The organism is Agarivorans sp. QJM3NY_25 (assembly GCF_050870875.2).
Lineage (GTDB): Bacteria > Pseudomonadota > Gammaproteobacteria > Enterobacterales > Celerinatantimonadaceae > Agarivorans.
This window is the reverse complement of the sequence record NZ_CP194041.2, coordinates 2,389,458-2,406,724: the sequence shown is the minus strand read 5'-3', so window position 1 is coordinate 2,406,724 and position 17,267 is coordinate 2,389,458. Positions and strand designations below refer to the sequence as shown.

Genomic DNA, 17,267 nt, shown 5'->3' with positions numbered 1-17,267 from the left:
GACTCCTTAAGATTGAGCTTCAGTGAAAGGCTGGATAGTATCCATCTCGTGTTCGACTTCAGCACCAATACGAACTTTTTGTAAGCCCTCGCTGATGACTAAATCCCCTTTGTCCAATCCGTTTTTCACTTCCCAGTCAATCCCGTAACGTTCCCCTAACTCAAGGTTTTTTCGTTGAACTATATTTTGTTTATCCACAATTAATGCATATCGACCTTGTTGATCTTCTTGAACCGCACGCTGCGGGATCAGCATCACTTGTTGCATATTAGGTGACTCAATGATCACCGTGACATACAAGCCCGGCACCACCAGATCATCTTTATTGGCAAATTCGGCGCGAATCGCCAAAGTACCCGTCGTTGCATCGACCCGATTATCCACAAAGTCCATCTTGCCCGTTTCTTGATACATGCTGCCATCAGGGAAACGCATTTTGACTGGGAAATCTCCCAATTTGAAAGGTGTAGATATCGATTTATGGGCACGTTGCGCAGCCATAATAGTTTTCTCTGGGATTTGAAAATTTACCCAAACAGGTTCCATTTGCACCAAACTCGCCAATTCAGTTTGTTCCGGCACAATCAAATCTCCGGTAAAAACAGCTGAACGGCTAATCCGTCCGGTAAATGGCGCATATATCTTGGTATACCCAAGTTCTAGCTTGGCATTGTCTAAATCAGCTTGGGCACTCTGTAATGCAGCGGCAGCCTGAAGCTTTTTCGATAATAAATTATCGTAATCAGATTGACTGATGAAGTTATCTTTAATTAAACCTTCACCGCGTTTAAAATTGAGAACCGCGGTATCAAATGCAGCTTTCGCTTGAGCCACTAAAGCTTTTGAAGCGTTAAGCGCGGTAGTATATTGCTCAGGATCAATTTCAAAAAGCAACTGATCCTTTTCGACAATGCTCCCTTCAACAAAATTAATTTTTACTAATTCACCTCTAATTTTTGCTTTTAAAATAATATCTTGGGTGGCTTCAGTTCTGCCAACAAATTCGTTACTTGGCCTGACTTCTCTGGTGGTCACTTCTAAAACTTTAACCTTTGCTATGACCTTTGGTGCTGGAGGTGGTGCGTTATCGCAGCCACTCACAAAAAAGACTGACAAAAGCATCATTCCTAACACCGAAGATATGCGGCCTATTTCCTTGGAACGCTTCATAAATATTCCTTGTTAACAATATAAAAGAGGAAACTATAAGTTTATCATAGTTGCTAACTAACAAACTGAAAACTAGAGAATTTGGAATAATTGATAGTTTTTTTAAATCATCAAAAATAGCGATATAAAAGTCACGGTTTAGTCATATATAATGACTAATAATTTATTAGAATCATTCTCTTTAAATATCGTTGACGGAACAATAATGCAACTAAAACCAGTAGACAAACAACGTTATCAGACTCGCTCCCGATACTGCTACTTTGGCATATCTACGGTATTAATTATCTTAAGCTTAGTTTGGTCAAGTTGTTGGATTTACTTATTTTCTAAGAATGATGATAATTTTATATTCAATCTGCTTGGAGTCGTGAGCGCAGTGGTGTCGATGTTTCCAATCGTTCGCTATTGCAAAAATCAGCCTTGGTTTGATGAGGTCGTCTATATTTGGAATTTAAAACAAGAACTAAACAAAATTAATCGAAAGATGTCTTCTCTCGTGCAAGCTTGTGATCGAGCTGAATTGAATGCCTTCACTGCAATCAAGTTTAGCTATCAGGGAAGCCGTCAAATTTGGCAACTTGACGACAACACTCTCATGCTAACTGAACTGAATTTATCCGAACAGCAGCTTGATGAGGCAATCGCAAAACAAGGTCTTGTTATTAATATAAACGATTACCACAGCGAGATATTAAAAGCTTACTAGAACTGGTTGATCAAAACACATGTATGACCATCGACCAGCACCGGAGAAATGAGCAAGTCTTCGGCAAAAGCTTTCTTTAGACTACCGTCAATCACTAGCTTGTCACCTACATTCGATTGCTTATCAACTAATTCTGCGGGGTAACCCCACAGATTGCAGCTGGTAAGCTGTGCCGGTTCCGCGTCATCAGTGGCTAGCTGTAACTTTAAATAACTTTGGTTATTCACGCTCTGACGTAATGAAGACTTACTAAGCAATTGGCCAACTAAGGTTAACTTGTTCCAGTACAACTGGGTAGGCGCGCCAATAAAACTTAGTTGTTCTGCTTCTATGGCGCTAATAATCCGCCCTTCAGAGTCTTTTTGATATCTAAGTCGCCCTTTGACAACCACCCCATCTCCGGCTTTGGCATATTGTTTTAAGCGCTCCGCTTCATCTGCGCGTGCAGTAACCGTGAACACATCTACACGTTCCTTGGCTGGCGGTTTCGTTTTTTTCTTTACCAACAAGTCAAATTGAGTGATAGCAGTCCCATCGCTAAAATAACGAAGGGTCACTTGCTTGGTTACAATGTTGCCCAATAATTCAATATCTGAGCGGCATAAAGCGTTTGTTGTCATAGCCAATTTAACGTTATTATCCTCATTTATGCTTATATTAGGGCCATTATGAAATACCCTTGTCGATTAGACAAATACCTTTCAAAAGCAATGTCCATTTCCCGCAGTGATGCTAAAAAACTAATCAAAAATAAGCGAGTGACAATTGACCTCCAATTGAGGGTACAAGCACAACAAACGCTGTATGCGGAGCAACAAGTACATCTAGATGGTCAACCATTAAGCTTAATCTCTCAGCATTATTTCATGCTCCATAAACCCACGGGCTACCTGAGTACTGCAGCAGAAGCGGGTCATCCAAGTGCGCTCTCTTTAATTACCACCGCTGCACCCGTTGCACTCCATGCAGCCGGACGTTTAGACTTAGATACCAGTGGCTTACTACTGCTTACCACTGACGGACAATGGTCCCATCGCGTCACTAGCCCCAACAGTGGGAAATATAAAGCTTACCGAGTCCAACTAGCAGAATCGCTCAGTTTGCATGATTTAGAGCAACTTCGACAAGGTATTTTGTTGCGTGGTGAAGATAAATTAACCAAACCCGCTTTAGTTGAGCCACTCAGTGCAACAGAAGTTGACCTACAAATTACCGAAGGACGATATCATCAAGTAAAACGTATGTTTGCCGCTTTAGGGAATAAAGTGCTTGGTTTACATCGTTGGCAAGTTGGGCAAATAAAGCTCGATGAACAACTTGCACCGGGTGAATATAGAACCTTGACTCCCCAGGAAATCGCAAGTTTTGAACAAGCCAAATGACTCATAAATCATTAGTAAATTTACAGTGTTAAGCTCAATCTGTTGTTTGACAACGAATCGAACGAAGCAAGATTGCAAACCAGCGAGGTATAGAAATGACAAGTTTTAGATTTCATCCGCAAAGCCAAGTCGTTCGACAAGCCGAGCATTACCTCATTACCTTGTATACTGATCCAGCAGAGCAATATGAACAACTCCTGATTCGAATTGAGCCAGACCATGAGGAACTATTCATGGACATGCAGCGCTGCTCAACCAGTGGCTCTTGGCTAAAATGGCAAGTTAAAATTCCGGTGAGTGTTCATGCTCCCCATACTCTCTACTGCTTTAAATTTGTCTATAGCGATCGACAAGTCTATCTGCATGCGGCAGGTGAGTCGGTGCGCCTTCCTCAAAAACATTATCACTTTAAAATTCATTCTGATGCTCAGCCTCCTGAATGGGTCAAACAACAGGTTTTTTATCAGATATTTCCTGAAAGGTTCGCCAATGGCAAACCCGACATAACCCCGTCCGCCGATACCTATCAATATCACCAAGATGGTCGGCCTGTGGTGCAAAAACAATGGGGAGAGCCAGTAGCAAAAACTCACTCAGGAACCGGCGCTACCGAATTTTACGGTGGTGATTTAATAGGTATCGAGCAACAACTCGATTATCTTCAACAACTGGGAGTCACCGCTCTTTACCTGAATCCAATATTTGCTTCCCCCAGCAACCATAAATATGACTGCGTTGATTACTGGCAAGTTGAACCTCACTTTGGCGGAAACAAGGCGCTAATATCATTAAGCGCAGCCTTAAAAACACGACATATGAAGTTAATGCTCGATGCTGTTGTAAATCATACCTCGAATCAACACCCTTGGATCGACTTCTATCAACAAGGCAAAAACGGCGCTTATAATCATCCCTCCTCTCCCTATCGTAATTGGTATCATTTTGATAACGACGGCCACTACTGGTCTTGGAAGGGGATTACCAGTCTGCCTAAGCTGAATTTTGCTGAGCCAGAAGTTCAGCAAGCGATCTATTCTGGAAAAGACGCCATGCTTAAACATTGGCTCAAACCGCCCTATCAAATTGATGGTTGGCGCTTTGATGTGGCACACATGCTCGGTGAACACAACAGCGCTCTAAATAATGCGCATCACATCCGCCAATTTAGAAACGCGATTAAACAAACCAACCCACAAGCCTATATGATCGGAGAGCATTTTTCAGAAGCTAGCCAATGGTTACAAGGCGAACAACAAGACGGCGCGATGAATTATTATGGATTTTGCCATCCTGTGGTTGCCTTTCTCACCGACACCGACGTACCAAGACATGCACCAATTCACCTAAGCGGAGTCGATTTAGCAACCTGGCTTGCCGAGGCCCGAGCCTCAATCCCATTTGCTAATCAACTCGCCCAATATAATTTATTAGACAGTCACGATACCCCAAGATTTTTACATCTAGTCAAAGAAAATCGTCAACTGAAGCAGATCGCCGTAACGCTTTTGCTCACTTATATCGGTGTACCCTCTATCTATTATGGGGACGAGGTGGGAGTCACTGGTGGCAACGATCCAGACTGTCGTCGCAGCTTCCCTTGGGATCAAGATCAATGGGATCACAAGCTGTTCAAGCATTACCAAAGCTTAATCGCATTGCGTAAAGAGCGTATAGAACTACAACAGGGGGATCTGATAAGTCTTGCAGAAAAAGCTGACATCTGGGTCTATCTACGTTGGATACCTGGTCAACACAGTATTGTGGTCGTCAATCGCGGGCCAGCCCAAGAACTCACCATCTCGTTAGAACATTTCGTACTGGAATCACGCTGCTACCTTGAACGATTATCTGGAGAACAATTAACACTCAATCACAATCAATTAACGATTGAATGTGCCGCCCAATCTTCACAAATACTCAGCTCTATTGAACACCGACCAGCGATGTAGAGTAACATTCAAAGCACTGCCAATACGAATACTTGGCAGTGCTACCCTCACGCCCCTTCATCTGACAATTTATTGTTTTCCAAAAAATTATCCGCTAGCGATTTGCTTGAACTAATTTGTAAGTCTTTCAATTGTTGAGCCTGCCTAATCAAGTTGCCTTTGCCTGAGCTAAGTTTATTCATCGCACTGTGATAGCTATCAGAAGCTCGCTGTATTTGTTGGCCATGTGTCGTTAAATCTTCAGTAAAAGCGACAAACTTATCAAATAACTTACCAGCGCGTTGCGCAATGATTTGTGCATTCTGTTGTTGATGTTCACTGCGCCATAAATTCTGAATGGTTCGCAAGGCAACCATCAAACTACTAGGACTCACTAGCAAAATATTGGCTTCAATCGCAAACTTAATCAACTGGGGATCATGCTCCAGCGCGCTAAGGTAGGCACCTTCAATCGGCACAAATAGTAATACGTAATCTAAAGAGTTCAGCTGATATAAGGTTTGGTAATCTTTTTTACTTAAACCAATAATTTGCTGACGTAGGCTTTTAACATGTGCCTTTAAAGCACTACGCTGCTGCTCTTTGTCTTCACTATTAAAATAGCGCTCATAGTCCACAAGGTTGACTTTTGAGTCGACGATCACCGCTTTGTCATTCGGCAATTTAACCACAACATCGGGTTTTATTTTCTGCCCGTGTTGGTTTACCCCCATCACTTGAGTGTGGTACTCATAACCTTCTCGCAAACCAGAAGATTGCAAAATTTGCTCGAGGATCAATTCTCCCCAATCCCCTTGCTGTTTATTATCGCCTTTAAGTGCTTTAGTTAGTTTTACCGCATCATCACTCATTCGCTGATTGAGTTGTTGCAAAGTGACGATTTGATCTTTTAGTGAATGTCGCTGTTTGGCTTCATTCTCATAACTGCTTTGAACTTGTTGTTTAAAACCGTCTAACTGTTGTTTTAAAGGTTGCAATACCGCTTCGATACTTTGCTTACTTTGTTGTTGTAATTCTTGACCTTTTTCCGAGAAAATTTTGTTAGCTAACAGCTCAAACTGAGCACTCACTCGAGCTTCGCTCTGTTCTAGGTAACGGATCCGGTCTTGTAAGTTAAGGTCTTTTTGTTGCAACAGCGCACAGCGTTGCTGCTCACGTTGTAACAATTGTTGGTTAGCCTGAAATTGCTCTGACAACTCGCGTAAATGATGGAGTTCATTTTCACAAGCTGCATTCTTTAACTGTTGCTGATGAAGATTTGTAGTCGCGTCTTCCAAAGCTTGGCCCGTGGTAACTAATTGAGCACTCGTTTGCTCAAGCTGTAATTTCAATCCAGCGAATTGTTCCTTCATCGAACGTCGAGAAAGCTGCCTTTGTATATAAAGCAAAATCACTAACAACAATAGGCAGATGGTCGATAGACCGCTAAATTGACTAAACTGGGATGAAATAAACTCTAATATCACGGTAATTCCATTGCGCTTAAGATGAGATGCTCGTTATCATGCATCATACCTTAGGGTGAGGGCTAAACGCGCCGTCGCACTAATATTTTTAGTTTAATTTTAGGAAATTCACTAAGATGAGTATTTTTTCGGCATTTAAAAAATTATTTGAATCTACACCCACACCAGCCAAAAGCTACCCTGAGCAAGAATATAAAGGTTTTATTATCGCCGCCTGCCCACAGTCAGCCAATGGTCAGTATCGTGTCTCAGCAATGATTAGCAAAACCATTGCCGATGAAGTAAAACAACATCATTTTATTCGCTCCGATACCTGCGCCAGCGCTGAAGATGCAGCAGAACTGGCGGTGCATAAATGTAAAACTTTCATCGATCAAATGGGTGATCAGATCTTCGAATAATGGCGGAATCACTTATTGATGGTCAAACAAGCTCGCTAAGACTTGTTTGACAACATCAATATCAAAAGGCTTATCGACTAAAGCTGAGACACCACTTTGACGAACTCCATCAAGCTTCGCGCCATTATTTTCCGATGTCACCATCAAGGCAGGAATATCACAAAACCTTGGATGCTGTCGCAAAGACTCAATTAGAGCCGCCCCATCCATCACCGGCATATTGTAATCAGTAATCACTAAATCAACTGGATGCTGTTCAAGCAAAGCTAAGGCTTGTTGTCCGTGCTCAGCCACCAGCACCTGACGAATACCGATGTTTTCCAGCACTTTAGAAATGTGCCGCCGCGCGGTTTGGCTATCGTCGACCACCAAAATTCGTTTGCTTGAATAATCAATATTAGCCAGATAAGAAGCATCCGGTTCTATGTAACTAATCGTCGCCTGTAATGCGGCTAACAAATGAGTAAATTCAAAAGGCTTCGGTAAAATTGCTATCACCCCAGCCTGTTTAATCGCATCTAGGGTATGGTGGCAGGCTTCACTCGAAATCAACATAAAGGCGATATCACGGCTTAAGTCGTTAGCGCGTAACTGTTGCACTAAATCCGTCGCGGTGCCATCCATAAAGTACATCGAGCTTACGACTAAGTCGGGGGCACTCTGAATTGCCAAGTTCACCGCTTGTTGGCAGTTTTCAGCCATTAAAAAGTTATCAATGCCCGCTTCGTGAAAACGAGTACGTATGATATTGCGCTGCATATTAGATGGCTCGACCAATAAAATTGTAAGATCGCCTAACGACAAAGATTCCATAACGTCCTGTTAGAATAAATTGAACTGATGCTTAGTTTACCTGTTAAATTTCCGCATTATTATCGCTAATTTGCTAATCTTGGTCTTTGACTTGAAAAACTAGCGATTAATCACCAAATTAAGCTTAAATAAATTTTAGGAAACACTATGCAGCCGAGTACATCTGTTATCGATATTAGTTTCGAAAACGCCCAACAAGTATTAATAGAAGGGTCATTCAATCAAGCCGTGGTGGTTCATTTTTGGTCACCCGCTAGTCCTCAATGTGAAGCACTATTCCAATTATTACAAAATATTCACCAACAAAGCGACGCTAGCTTTATTTTGGCGCGCTTGAACATGGATGAATTAGCCCAATTGGCTCAACAGCTGGGGGTGACTCAAGCACCCGCTGTGGTTATTTTAAAAGAAGGACGCCCAGTGGACGGTTTCGCTGAGATCCCCGCCCCTGAAGTGATTAGTGAAACCATTGGTCGTTATCTGCCTCCCCCTGAAGAACAACTGTTCAATAAGGCAAAGGCTCTGTTAGCAGAAGAACAACCCGTCGAAGCTTTAATGCAGATTCGTCAAGCGCATCAACTTGCTCCGCAACGCAACGACATCATCTTAGTATTGATCCAAGCCTTGTTAAATAATCAGCAGACAGAAGAAGCCGAAGGACTATTAAATGGTTTGCCTTTAGAAGAGCAACAAGCCGATTATCACGCTTTAAAAAGCCAATTGGAATTATTGCAAGCAGCTGCCGACAGCCCCGAAATAAAGGCCTTGGAAGCGAAAATAAACAGCCCTGAAGATAATGAACAGATCCGCTTAAACTTAGCAATTCAATATTCACAAGCAGGGCGTAACCAAGAGGCCTTAGAATTATTGTTTAGCATATTACAAAAAAACCTAGAAAGTCTCGATGGTCAGATCAAAAAGAACTTTTTAGATATTTTGGCGACCTTAAATGGTGATCCTCTGGCCTCTCAATTTAGACGTAAGTACTTTAGCCTACTCTACTAGACAGCTCTGTAATCCAAGCCAATATCTATTTATATTGGCTTGGATCCCGTTTGTTTTTTACTCCAAATGAAACTCATAATAGATGTCCAAGGCACTATTTAGGCCAGAGAAGGCTTCAATAAACAACTTCGGTAATAGCTCATACTTCACGGTCAACTCATTCACCGGATCAAATACTCCCATCCCATAACGCACCTGCACTCCGGGTAAGATATATGCGCTCACCTCAACCTGAGTTGCGCTACCAGAGCCTGCTGTCGCTAAGGACAAATCTTTAACCCCCAGAGTATTCCCAACATTGCCAACCAAACCACCAGCACGATTAACACCAGCGCTCAACAGCATTGCAGAGAGAGCATTACTATCTTGTTCGTTATCGCCTAACGCACGTCCACGTAACAAATATGACAACATTTCATTCTGCGACATCGCAGGATCAGAGTATAAGTTGACTTGAGGCGCATCGGCCAAACCAACAACCTTGACGCCCACCGTAACATCGTCCGAAATTGTGGCGGGATTTCGAATAGCTTGAAAATCTAAGTAAGGTTGATCTAAAGGCCCGGTGAACATTAACCACCCCTTCTCTATGATGAGGTTTTGACCATAAGCCATAAACTTACCGTCAACGAGTTCGATCCGTCCATTTGCAATCAAAGGCTCTGTGGGCTGTTGTTTCAAATTTAACTGCCCCTGCAAGCGAGTATCTAATCCAAGGGCTTGTAAACTCAAACTATCGGACAAGGTAACCGTCACATCCAAAGAGGTATGCTTGGTGGTCGGAGTCTCACTCTGCTCTTCCATCACAATCGCATCACTTGACTCAGTTACCGCTGATTCAGGTAAAGACTTCACTTTTATTTCGCCTTCATCCGCCCTAACCGTGCCACCAACGGCTATCAAACTATCGCTAATGGCCACCGTTATATTTGGCGAAACAACAAGGTTTGCATAAGGATCAACATTGACTAACAGTTTATCGGCGGTAAAGTCGATGTCTCCGAGTAATTTGTCATTTGGCCATGTAAATTGACCTTGCCAAGTTGCATCTCGGCCGTCGCTACGAAAACTGCCATTTAAACTTGCCGTTTGATTATTAAAAATCAGACGACTTTGCAGCTGCTCTATCGTTAAAGGAATATCGGGGCCACTGAGTACTCCCTCGACAAGATTAATTTCTCCCTGCAACTTCGGTGATTTAAGTTTGCCCGCGACGCTCACAGTTCCATTCACCTGGCCTGACAAATGATTCAACGCTTCAACAAAAGGTAACAAGGGAGATAGCTGCAGATCTTCTAAGCGAAGCTCGGCTGCAAGCTCACCATCACGTAGCAAATCGGCATTCCCCTGAGAGCGAATCGTTCCTAATTGCTCCGATGACAAGCGTGCTTGCCAACGTAAGCGCTGGTTTTCGAGATCCGCGCTCAGATCCAGTTGTTGATACGCCAAACTTAAATTTTCATTTTCTTGATGCCGTAGCATGCGACCCGGTGAAAATTTGAGCTTAAGTTTCCCTTTTTTTGGTCGCCATCGATTCAAGCTAGAATCGAGGTGCAAGGAGGCGCGGCCTTCTAATGCTAGTCCTTCCGGCATAAACAATTTAAGGCTGGCAAAATCGAACTGTTCAATACTTAAATCGAGTGTACTATTCCCATCACTGCTTAAGGGCGCGTTCAAACACAACTGGCTCGGTCGCTTACTCCAGCAATGAGCACCAACGGTGGCTATTCCCTCAACCAAGGTTAAATCAATCGGCTGAGACAAAGACCAAGTCCCCAGCTCCGCTTCTATATCAGCATCACTGACTTGCCCATTCCATTGCTGCAAATCTCCTTGACCCTGCAATAACATACTTAATTTACGAGCAACTTGCTCAAGCTTAAGGGCTAACTGCTGATGACTTTTGTCACTACTATAGTTGATACTGGCATTGTCAATTACCTGCTCTGCTAACGTCAATCGGGACAAATTCAAACCAAATTTTCCCGTCAAACCCGAGTCTAAATTCAACTGACCTTTACTACTGAGTGAATCGAGACCAAGCTGCTTAGTTTCAATATCATCGGCTTGCAAGGACCAATCGATGAAAGGCTGATTAAGCGGCCCTTTCAGTTTTAAATTTAGGCCTGCGCGCCCCCCACTCAACCAAGGCAGTTCTGCCAACTGGGGAGTATCTAGAGTACTGTTCAAGCGTAGTTTATCACCGACAAGATTTGCGTCGGCAAGTAATTGACTGTGGCCTAAACGCAAGTCTAAATGGCCTTGGTTAGTTTGCCCCTTCAGGTTTCCCTCAGCCGTTAATGATGCGCTTAATGGTAGCTCAAACCAAAGGCCAGTAAAATCGGCTTGAGAGACTTGCCATTGTTGCTCACTGAGCTGCGCGTTGAGCTTGCCATCTATTTTAGGTAATGCAAACTCTTCACTTAGGGCCAACCAATGATGAAGCGCTAATTGCTCTATATTGAGCGAAACGTTGGCTTGCAACTGAGCTTGCCAGGATGCCGAACCTTGTAACTGAAACCCGCCCAGAGATTTAGGCTTCGCTGTCGATTCTGGCGCCACTGTTGACGAATTTTCCGGCGGCGCATCCAACAATTCACCAAGCATTGAAAATTGGTCTATTTGGCTCAAATTTCCTGTCACTTTCCCGTTTAGCCACAAGTCCTGTAAACCCGAAAGCTCACTTTGCCATTGTAAATGATACTGCTTGAGTCCGCCTTCGGCATGAAGCTTGAAACTGGCCAGTGAAAGTTGCTCGGACAATAATGGAAATTTCTGTTGCAACTTGGCGTCTAATTGGAAAGGAATATTTGGCTTAAGCCAAGCGCTCTGTAACTGTAGCTCTGCGGCCAACCAACCACGACTGTGAATATCGCTGACTAAATCAGTACCGTCGCCGTGTAACGAAAATTCGATGTCAAGTGGTTGCTGCTCTACTTGCATCTTCCAAGAGCCGATTAATTGTGAAGCAAAACTCGCTTGAAAACCCTGACGACCACTCAGGTCTAACTCGCCCCAAGGGCTAAGTAAGTGCAGCGCCTGAATATCTACCGATGAAAAACCGACTGTCGCGGCGAGTGTCAACTCAGGAAACAGGTAGTCATTCTGACCGTCATTGACCCGCCCCTGACTAAAACGAAGTTGCTTCACATTCACCTGATAAGGCGGGCTAATATCGGGTAATGATATTGTCAATGTATCGGGGAGCGGCGAGCTATTTGGCTGAATTGAAGTAGTATTAAGCTGAGATTCTGGCAGAACGACTGCCCATTGCTCTAGCAATAATTGCTCAAGCTCGATCGTCTGGTGCTGCCAGTTTGCCCGCAAATCCAACTGATGCCAGCTAAGCGCGACCCCGTCTAGATTGAGTAAGGCATCTCCTGCATTCAATCGCTGTAAAACAAAAGGAACTGGCGGCGTCCATATTGGCGAAGTGCTTGGTGCAGGCTCAGTGGTCGACACGCTAGCCGCCATCACCTCGGAATCAAGATCAAGCCTAATACGGCTTGTATCCAAGTGATCGATACAGAGCTGGGTTTGACTAATGCACACCCAATCAAAGCCAAGCTTGAGCTGGTTTAACTGTACAGTCAAACCTGGTTGCTGCCAAACCACTTGCCGAGCTTGAATACCTTGATAGAAATTGCCCTGAGGCTGAAGGATCGTTAAACCATCGACGGCCTTCGACACTTGCACTAACAACCACTCGGTACTTGGACTAAATGATAGCGCAATAATCAAACTAAAAAGCACCGCACTCACGGCGATGACCACAAACTTAATACATTTAAAGATCATAAATCGGGACCTATAGAGAAATGCAATCTCCAGGGATCGGATTCATTTTGCAAACCCTTAGCGATATCGACACGTAAAGGACCGATTAAAGTGATCCAGCGGATCCCCATGCCAACCCCAACAGATGTTGGCTCAGAAAAGTCATTCGTTGCGGTACCTGCGTCAACAAAAGTGGCGACTCGCCAATTCTTGGCAAATTGGTAATTGTATTCAGCACTACCAGTGACTAGGTATTTTCCCCCAATCAACTGGCCTTGGTTATTTGTAGGCGAAATGGTTTTGTAATCATAACCACGGATACTTTGGTCTCCACCGGCAAAAAAGCGCATCGAGGCTGGAACGTCACTGAGGTTGTCGACTAACACCCCACCTAAATCCACACGCAATAACAAACGATGCTTTTGATATGCGCGTAACCATTTGGCTAACGAGGTATACCGCAGCAACTCAACATCAGAACCCCAGTAAGGGTGTCCAACTTCAATACTGGCTTGTAGATTATCTCCCCAATAAGGGTCAAGACCGCCTCGAGTGCGCAGCCTAGCCCAATTAACCCCAGGTAATACCAAATTACTAACCGATTGTTGATTGGCCTGTACATATTCTTCATGTTGCCATTTTACAAAAACCGACGGAGTCCAACCATTATCCCAACTCCATTGGCGGGTGGTAGAAATCACAATCTTGTCACTCTCAGTATCATTGGTTTTTTCAAGCAGATATCCCGCTTGGATATCGAGATAATCATCCACCGGATTGTTCATAGGAATACGGTAAACAAACAATGCACTCTGCTTCGGTTGGGCAGCTTCCAGCTCAAAGCTAAGACTATGGCCCTTGTCATTGACCCAAGGTCGATTCCATTTCAAACGAACTCGAGGTCCTATGTCGGTGGTGATCCCGCCTCCCACTTCAATAGAGTCTCTGGGCTTCAAGCCCAAGTCAACCAACAGATCAATCTGTTGATCATGACGATTATCCAGATCCGGTCGCACCGAAATCAGCTGAAAATAGTCAGTTTCCCCTAAACGCTGATTAAATTGGCCCACCTTTTTTGCATCATATTTATCCTCTTGCTTAAAATCAGCAAGATTGGCAAACATTTGCTGAGGTAAATCAGGATTGGAAAAAATAATATCGCCAAAATGGTAACGCGGACCAGAGTCGTAACTCAGAAAAATATCGGCAGTATTCTGCTTGATACTAATTTTAATCTCAGCCTGGCTATAAGCCGCATCAAAATAGCCATAACGAGAAGCCAGACGATTTAACTCTGCTTTCAAGTTATCGTAAGCAACATGAGAAAACGACAGCCCCTTTACCAATCCACTGTTTACAATTACTTTTTTAAAACGACTATCTCGCGTTGCAGCACCAGTTAAATTAATGTTCAATTGATTGACCAGCAACGGTTTTCCCACCTCTACCGCCACCAAAAATCGCCCCTCATCGGTTCGGCTTACCAAAATTTTACTTTGGTAATAACCTAAAGCACGTAAAGCATTTCTAGTTTGTTCAGTACTGGCGCTGATGATGCGTCGATCACTACTATTCTCGGGGAAAGTTTGCGCCTCAAGGTAAACCTTCACATTGTCTTTCAGTGAACCATCGAGTCCTTGATAGTCAAAGTCTAGCGCTTTTACCGAAAAGGCAATCATCACAACAATTATCGGCAATAAACGACCAAGCAAGCCAACATTCCTTATTAAGTTTTATGCAGCGCTCAGTTTAATGTTTTTTAAGCAGTTTAAAACTACTTATCGAAAGTGAATGGTAAATTCCGACAGAAATTAAACTCGAAAAGTATCCTCCGCCTCGCTAAGCTAGATCGAAACCCTTTCAGGACAGGTTCAATGAGACAAAAATGGCCCAAACCAGTGTTAGGCTTGGCGGGTTATAGTGGCAGTGGAAAAACCAGTTTACTCTGCCAGCTATTACCTTTGTTAAAGCAACGAGATTTGCGAGTCTCCGTGATAAAACACAGTCACCATGAAATCCTTTTAGATAAACCCGGTAAAGACAGTCATCGTTTATTTAACAGTGGTGCCAACGAAGTCATTCTAGCTTGTCCTCAGCAACGTTATCACTTTAGTCAGCAGCATCAGAGCGAGCAGCTAGAACAGCAACTACAATGGGTACAATGGCAACAATGTGATTTGGTTTTGGTGGAAGGCTATCGGGAAAGTAACATCGATAAAATTGAAGTTCATCGTCCGGCACTCGGTAAAGCGCTACTCTACCCTAACGACCCCAATATTATTGCCCTAAGCTGCAATGAGGCCCTTAATGCACCTTTGCCAGTACTTGATTTAAACCAAGCATCGCAGGTTCTAGATTTTATTATTGATTATCTCAGCCAAATATCCGAGTGAAAGAATATCATTCAGTTAAGGGTCTATTAGGGATAAGCACTTACCATAGAGCAAAATATGAATAAAAATAAATGGGTTGTAGTTGTCATCCTTGCCTTGATTATAGCAACAGCAAGCTGGTTTGACCTAGGGCAATGGTTGAGCTTTTCCACGATTAAGCAGCAACAAGCAGAATTACAAACCATCGTTGAGCAACATTACACCTGGTCTTTGCTTGGCTATTTTCTGCTTTATGTTTTAGTGACTGCCTTTTCGGTTCCCGGCGCGGCGTTATTAACGCTATTAGCCGGCGCCTTATTTGGCGTGGTCAATGGAGTGATCCTCGTGTCATTTGCCAGCACCATCGGAGCAAGCCTTGCTTTTATCGTGGCCCGCTATCTATTAAGAACCAGTTTAGAACGCCGTTATACCCACAAATTAAAAGGAATCAATCAAGGCATTGAAAAGGAAGGAGCCTTTTATTTACTTAGTTTACGTTTGATTCCTATTTTCCCATTTTTTTTAATCAACTTAGTGATGGCACTCACGACCTTGCCCTTGCGTACTTTTTACTGGGCGAGCCAAGTCGGCATGTTTCCGGCAACTCTTGTCTATGTAAATGCTGGCACTGAACTGGCTAAATTAGATGGCTTAGCCGGGATATTATCCCCTTCTCTAATATTGGCGTTTAGCCTGCTTGGTTTACTGCCCTATATCAGCCAAGCTTTGATCAAGCGTTATAAACAGCAACGACTATACGCTCGCTTTGCCAAACCCAAGCAATTTGACAATAACCTCATCGTGATTGGTGCTGGTGCTGGTGGTTTAGTGAGTTCTTATATTGCAGCAGCAGTTAAAGCGAAAGTGACTCTAATCGAAAAACATAAAATGGGAGGCGACTGCTTAAATACCGGTTGCGTCCCCTCCAAAGCGTTAATCCGTAGCGCCAAGTTTGCATACCAAGCGCAACAGGCGCAGCACTTTGGCTATCAACAAGTAACCGCCAAGGCAAATTTTGCAGAAGTCATGCAGCGAGTCCACAGAGTCATAAAACAAGTCGAACCGCATGATTCCATCGAACGTTACACAAATTTGGGCGTTGAGTGTTTACAGGGAGAAGCTCGCATTGTTAGCCCATGGGAGGTTGAAATAAATGGGCAGCGGCTCACCACAAAAAACCTTGTGATAGCGACGGGGGCCCGCCCACTGATTCCTGCAATTGCAGGCTTAGAAAACATCGACTATCTCAGCTCTGATACCTTATGGAAGTTAACTGAATTGCCGCAGCGCTTATTAATCTTGGGCGGAGGTCCAATTGGCTGCGAGCTCAGCCAAAGTTTTGCTCGGCTCGGTTCACAGGTAAGTCAAGTTGAAATGGGCGAGCATTTATTGCTTCGTGAAGATCCTGAAGTCAGTGTTATCATCGAACAACAATTTACCAAAGAAGGTATCCACTTGTACTTGGGGTGGAAAGCGACCCAATTTATCCAACATAACGGCGAACAAAGCGTCATCTTAGAAAAAGATGGACAGCAACAACAACTGGTATTTGATAAAGTTATTTTAGCCCTAGGCAGAACCGCGAATACCCGAGGCTTTGGCCTTGAAGCGCTAGACTTATTGCTCGCGCCACAGGGCACCATAGCAGTCAACCGCAAACTACAGACTAATTATCCGAACATCTATGCCGTGGGAGATGTCGCAGGTCCCTATCAATTTACCCATTTTGCAGCTCATCAAGCATGGTATGCAGCAGTAAATGCACTGTTTGGCCGCTTTAAAACCTTTGCCGCAGATTACTCGGTGATCCCTGCCGCAACCTATAGCTATCCTGAAGTAGCCCGTGTTGGACTCAACGAACAGCAAGCAAAACAGCAACAAATTGCTTATGAAATTAGTCTATTTCAGCTAAAAGAATTAGACCGCGCAATTGCAGACGGTGAAACTCAAGGTTTTATTAAGGTACTTACGGTTCCCGGCAAAGATAAAATCTTAGGTGCAACCATTGTCGCTGAACATGCAGGTGAACTATTAGCCGAATTTACCCTCGCTATGAAACATAAGCTAGGCTTGAACAAAATACTGTCAACTATTCATGCTTATCCAACGCTCATGGAAGCCAATAAATATGTCGCCGGTGAATGGAAACGAAATCATGCACCGCAAAAATTACTCAGTCTATTGGAGAGATATCATCGATGGAATCGAGGGGCTTAAGCTTCA

General features: G+C 43.6%; 13 protein-coding genes. 7 read left to right on the top strand and 6 right to left on the bottom strand.

Going from position 1 to position 17,267, the window contains the following annotated elements; all coding sequences use genetic code 11:
- Positions 1-6 precede the first annotated feature (6 nt).
- Positions 7-1,170 (bottom strand): efflux RND transporter periplasmic adaptor subunit, encoded by a 1,164-nt coding sequence (locus ACRRSW_RS11060; RefSeq protein ID WP_432459361.1) that lies wholly within the window; start codon positions 1,168-1,170, stop codon positions 7-9.
- A gap of 205 nt (positions 1,171-1,375) precedes the next feature.
- Between ACRRSW_RS11060 and ACRRSW_RS11055 the strand changes: the two genes are divergently transcribed.
- Entirely contained in the window at positions 1,376-1,879 is a 504-nt protein-coding gene (locus ACRRSW_RS11055) for a DUF3087 family protein (protein WP_432453170.1), read from the top strand.
- Here ACRRSW_RS11055 and ACRRSW_RS11050 read toward each other — a convergent pair.
- Entirely contained in the window at positions 1,876-2,499 is a 624-nt protein-coding gene (locus tag ACRRSW_RS11050; RefSeq protein WP_432461112.1) for a single-stranded DNA-binding protein, read from the bottom strand. The genes ACRRSW_RS11055 and ACRRSW_RS11050 overlap by 4 nt on opposite strands.
- Positions 2,500-2,547: 48 nt before the next feature.
- On the opposite strand from ACRRSW_RS11050, the gene ACRRSW_RS11045 reads away from it, so the two are divergent.
- Together ACRRSW_RS11045 and malZ are read left to right on the top strand one after the other, a co-directional pair.
- Positions 2,548-3,261 carry a pseudouridine synthase gene (locus ACRRSW_RS11045; RefSeq protein WP_432459360.1) on the top strand — a complete coding sequence of 238 codons (714 nt, stop codon included), beginning with the start codon at positions 2,548-2,550 and terminating at the stop codon, positions 3,259-3,261.
- A 95-nt stretch (positions 3,262-3,356) separates the two neighbouring features.
- Positions 3,357-5,210, top strand: a complete 1,854-nt coding sequence (malZ, locus tag ACRRSW_RS11040) for a maltodextrin glucosidase (RefSeq protein WP_432459358.1) — start codon at positions 3,357-3,359, stop codon at positions 5,208-5,210.
- 47 nt (positions 5,211-5,257) lie between these two features.
- Here the strand turns inward: malZ and rmuC are convergent, their stop codons facing one another.
- On the bottom strand, positions 5,258-6,676 hold the full coding sequence (gene rmuC, locus ACRRSW_RS11035; protein WP_432459357.1) for a DNA recombination protein RmuC: 1,419 nt from the start codon (positions 6,674-6,676) through the stop codon (positions 5,258-5,260).
- Positions 6,677-6,792: 116 nt separating this feature from the next.
- Between rmuC and ACRRSW_RS11030 the strand changes: the two genes are divergently transcribed.
- On the top strand, positions 6,793-7,077 hold the full coding sequence (locus ACRRSW_RS11030) for an HlyU family transcriptional regulator (RefSeq protein WP_432453174.1): 285 nt from the start codon (positions 6,793-6,795) through the stop codon (positions 7,075-7,077).
- 12 nt (positions 7,078-7,089) lie between these two features.
- Here the strand turns inward: ACRRSW_RS11030 and ACRRSW_RS11025 are convergent, their stop codons facing one another.
- The gene (locus tag ACRRSW_RS11025; RefSeq protein WP_432453175.1) at positions 7,090-7,890 is read right to left on the bottom strand and encodes a response regulator; all 801 of its coding nucleotides are present in this window, start codon (positions 7,888-7,890) and stop codon (positions 7,090-7,092) included.
- Between the two features lie 147 nt (positions 7,891-8,037).
- On the opposite strand from ACRRSW_RS11025, the gene ACRRSW_RS11020 reads away from it, so the two are divergent.
- Positions 8,038-8,895 carry a tetratricopeptide repeat protein gene (locus ACRRSW_RS11020; protein ID WP_432459356.1) on the top strand — a complete coding sequence of 286 codons (858 nt, stop codon included), beginning with the start codon at positions 8,038-8,040 and terminating at the stop codon, positions 8,893-8,895.
- Positions 8,896-8,952: 57 nt separating this feature from the next.
- Here ACRRSW_RS11020 and tamB read toward each other — a convergent pair whose 3' ends face one another.
- Together tamB and tamA are read right to left on the bottom strand one after the other, a co-directional pair.
- A complete protein-coding gene (gene tamB, locus ACRRSW_RS11015) occupies positions 8,953-12,693 on the bottom strand; it encodes an autotransporter assembly complex protein TamB (RefSeq protein ID WP_432459355.1) in 3,741 nt (1,246 codons plus the stop codon).
- The gene (gene tamA / locus ACRRSW_RS11010) at positions 12,690-14,384 is read right to left on the bottom strand and encodes an autotransporter assembly complex protein TamA (protein ID WP_432459353.1); all 1,695 of its coding nucleotides are present in this window, start codon (positions 14,382-14,384) and stop codon (positions 12,690-12,692) included. The genes tamB and tamA overlap by 4 nt, the downstream gene beginning before the upstream one ends.
- A 162-nt stretch (positions 14,385-14,546) precedes the next feature.
- Between tamA and mobB the strand changes: the two genes are divergently transcribed.
- Entirely contained in the window at positions 14,547-15,065 is a 519-nt protein-coding gene (mobB, locus tag ACRRSW_RS11005) for a molybdopterin-guanine dinucleotide biosynthesis protein B (RefSeq protein ID WP_432459352.1), read from the top strand.
- Between the two features lie 57 nt (positions 15,066-15,122).
- Positions 15,123-17,261, top strand: a complete 2,139-nt coding sequence (locus ACRRSW_RS11000) for an FAD-dependent oxidoreductase (protein ID WP_432453180.1) — start codon at positions 15,123-15,125, stop codon at positions 17,259-17,261.
- Positions 17,262-17,267 lie beyond the last annotated feature (6 nt).

Excerpts from the sequence above, each read along its gene's own strand:
- ACRRSW_RS11060 (WP_432459361.1), bottom strand. The coding sequence starts at position 1,170 with ATGAAGCGTTCCAAGGAAATAGGCCGCATATCTTCGGTGTTAGGAATG.
- ACRRSW_RS11055 (WP_432453170.1), top strand. The coding sequence starts at position 1,376 with ATGCAACTAAAACCAGTAGACAAACAACGTTATCAGACTCGCTCCCGA.
- ACRRSW_RS11050 (WP_432461112.1), bottom strand. The coding sequence starts at position 2,499 with ATGACAACAAACGCTTTATGCCGCTCAGATATTGAATTATTGGGCAAC.
- ACRRSW_RS11045 (WP_432459360.1), top strand. The coding sequence starts at position 2,548 with ATGAAATACCCTTGTCGATTAGACAAATACCTTTCAAAAGCAATGTCC.
- malZ (WP_432459358.1), top strand. The coding sequence starts at position 3,357 with ATGACAAGTTTTAGATTTCATCCGCAAAGCCAAGTCGTTCGACAAGCC.
- ACRRSW_RS11030 (WP_432453174.1), top strand. The coding sequence starts at position 6,793 with ATGAGTATTTTTTCGGCATTTAAAAAATTATTTGAATCTACACCCACA.
- ACRRSW_RS11025 (WP_432453175.1), bottom strand. The coding sequence starts at position 7,890 with ATGGAATCTTTGTCGTTAGGCGATCTTACAATTTTATTGGTCGAGCCA.
- ACRRSW_RS11020 (WP_432459356.1), top strand. The coding sequence starts at position 8,038 with ATGCAGCCGAGTACATCTGTTATCGATATTAGTTTCGAAAACGCCCAA.
- tamB (WP_432459355.1), bottom strand. The coding sequence starts at position 12,693 with ATGATCTTTAAATGTATTAAGTTTGTGGTCATCGCCGTGAGTGCGGTG.
- mobB (WP_432459352.1), top strand. The coding sequence starts at position 14,547 with ATGAGACAAAAATGGCCCAAACCAGTGTTAGGCTTGGCGGGTTATAGT.
- ACRRSW_RS11000 (WP_432453180.1), top strand. The coding sequence starts at position 15,123 with ATGAATAAAAATAAATGGGTTGTAGTTGTCATCCTTGCCTTGATTATA.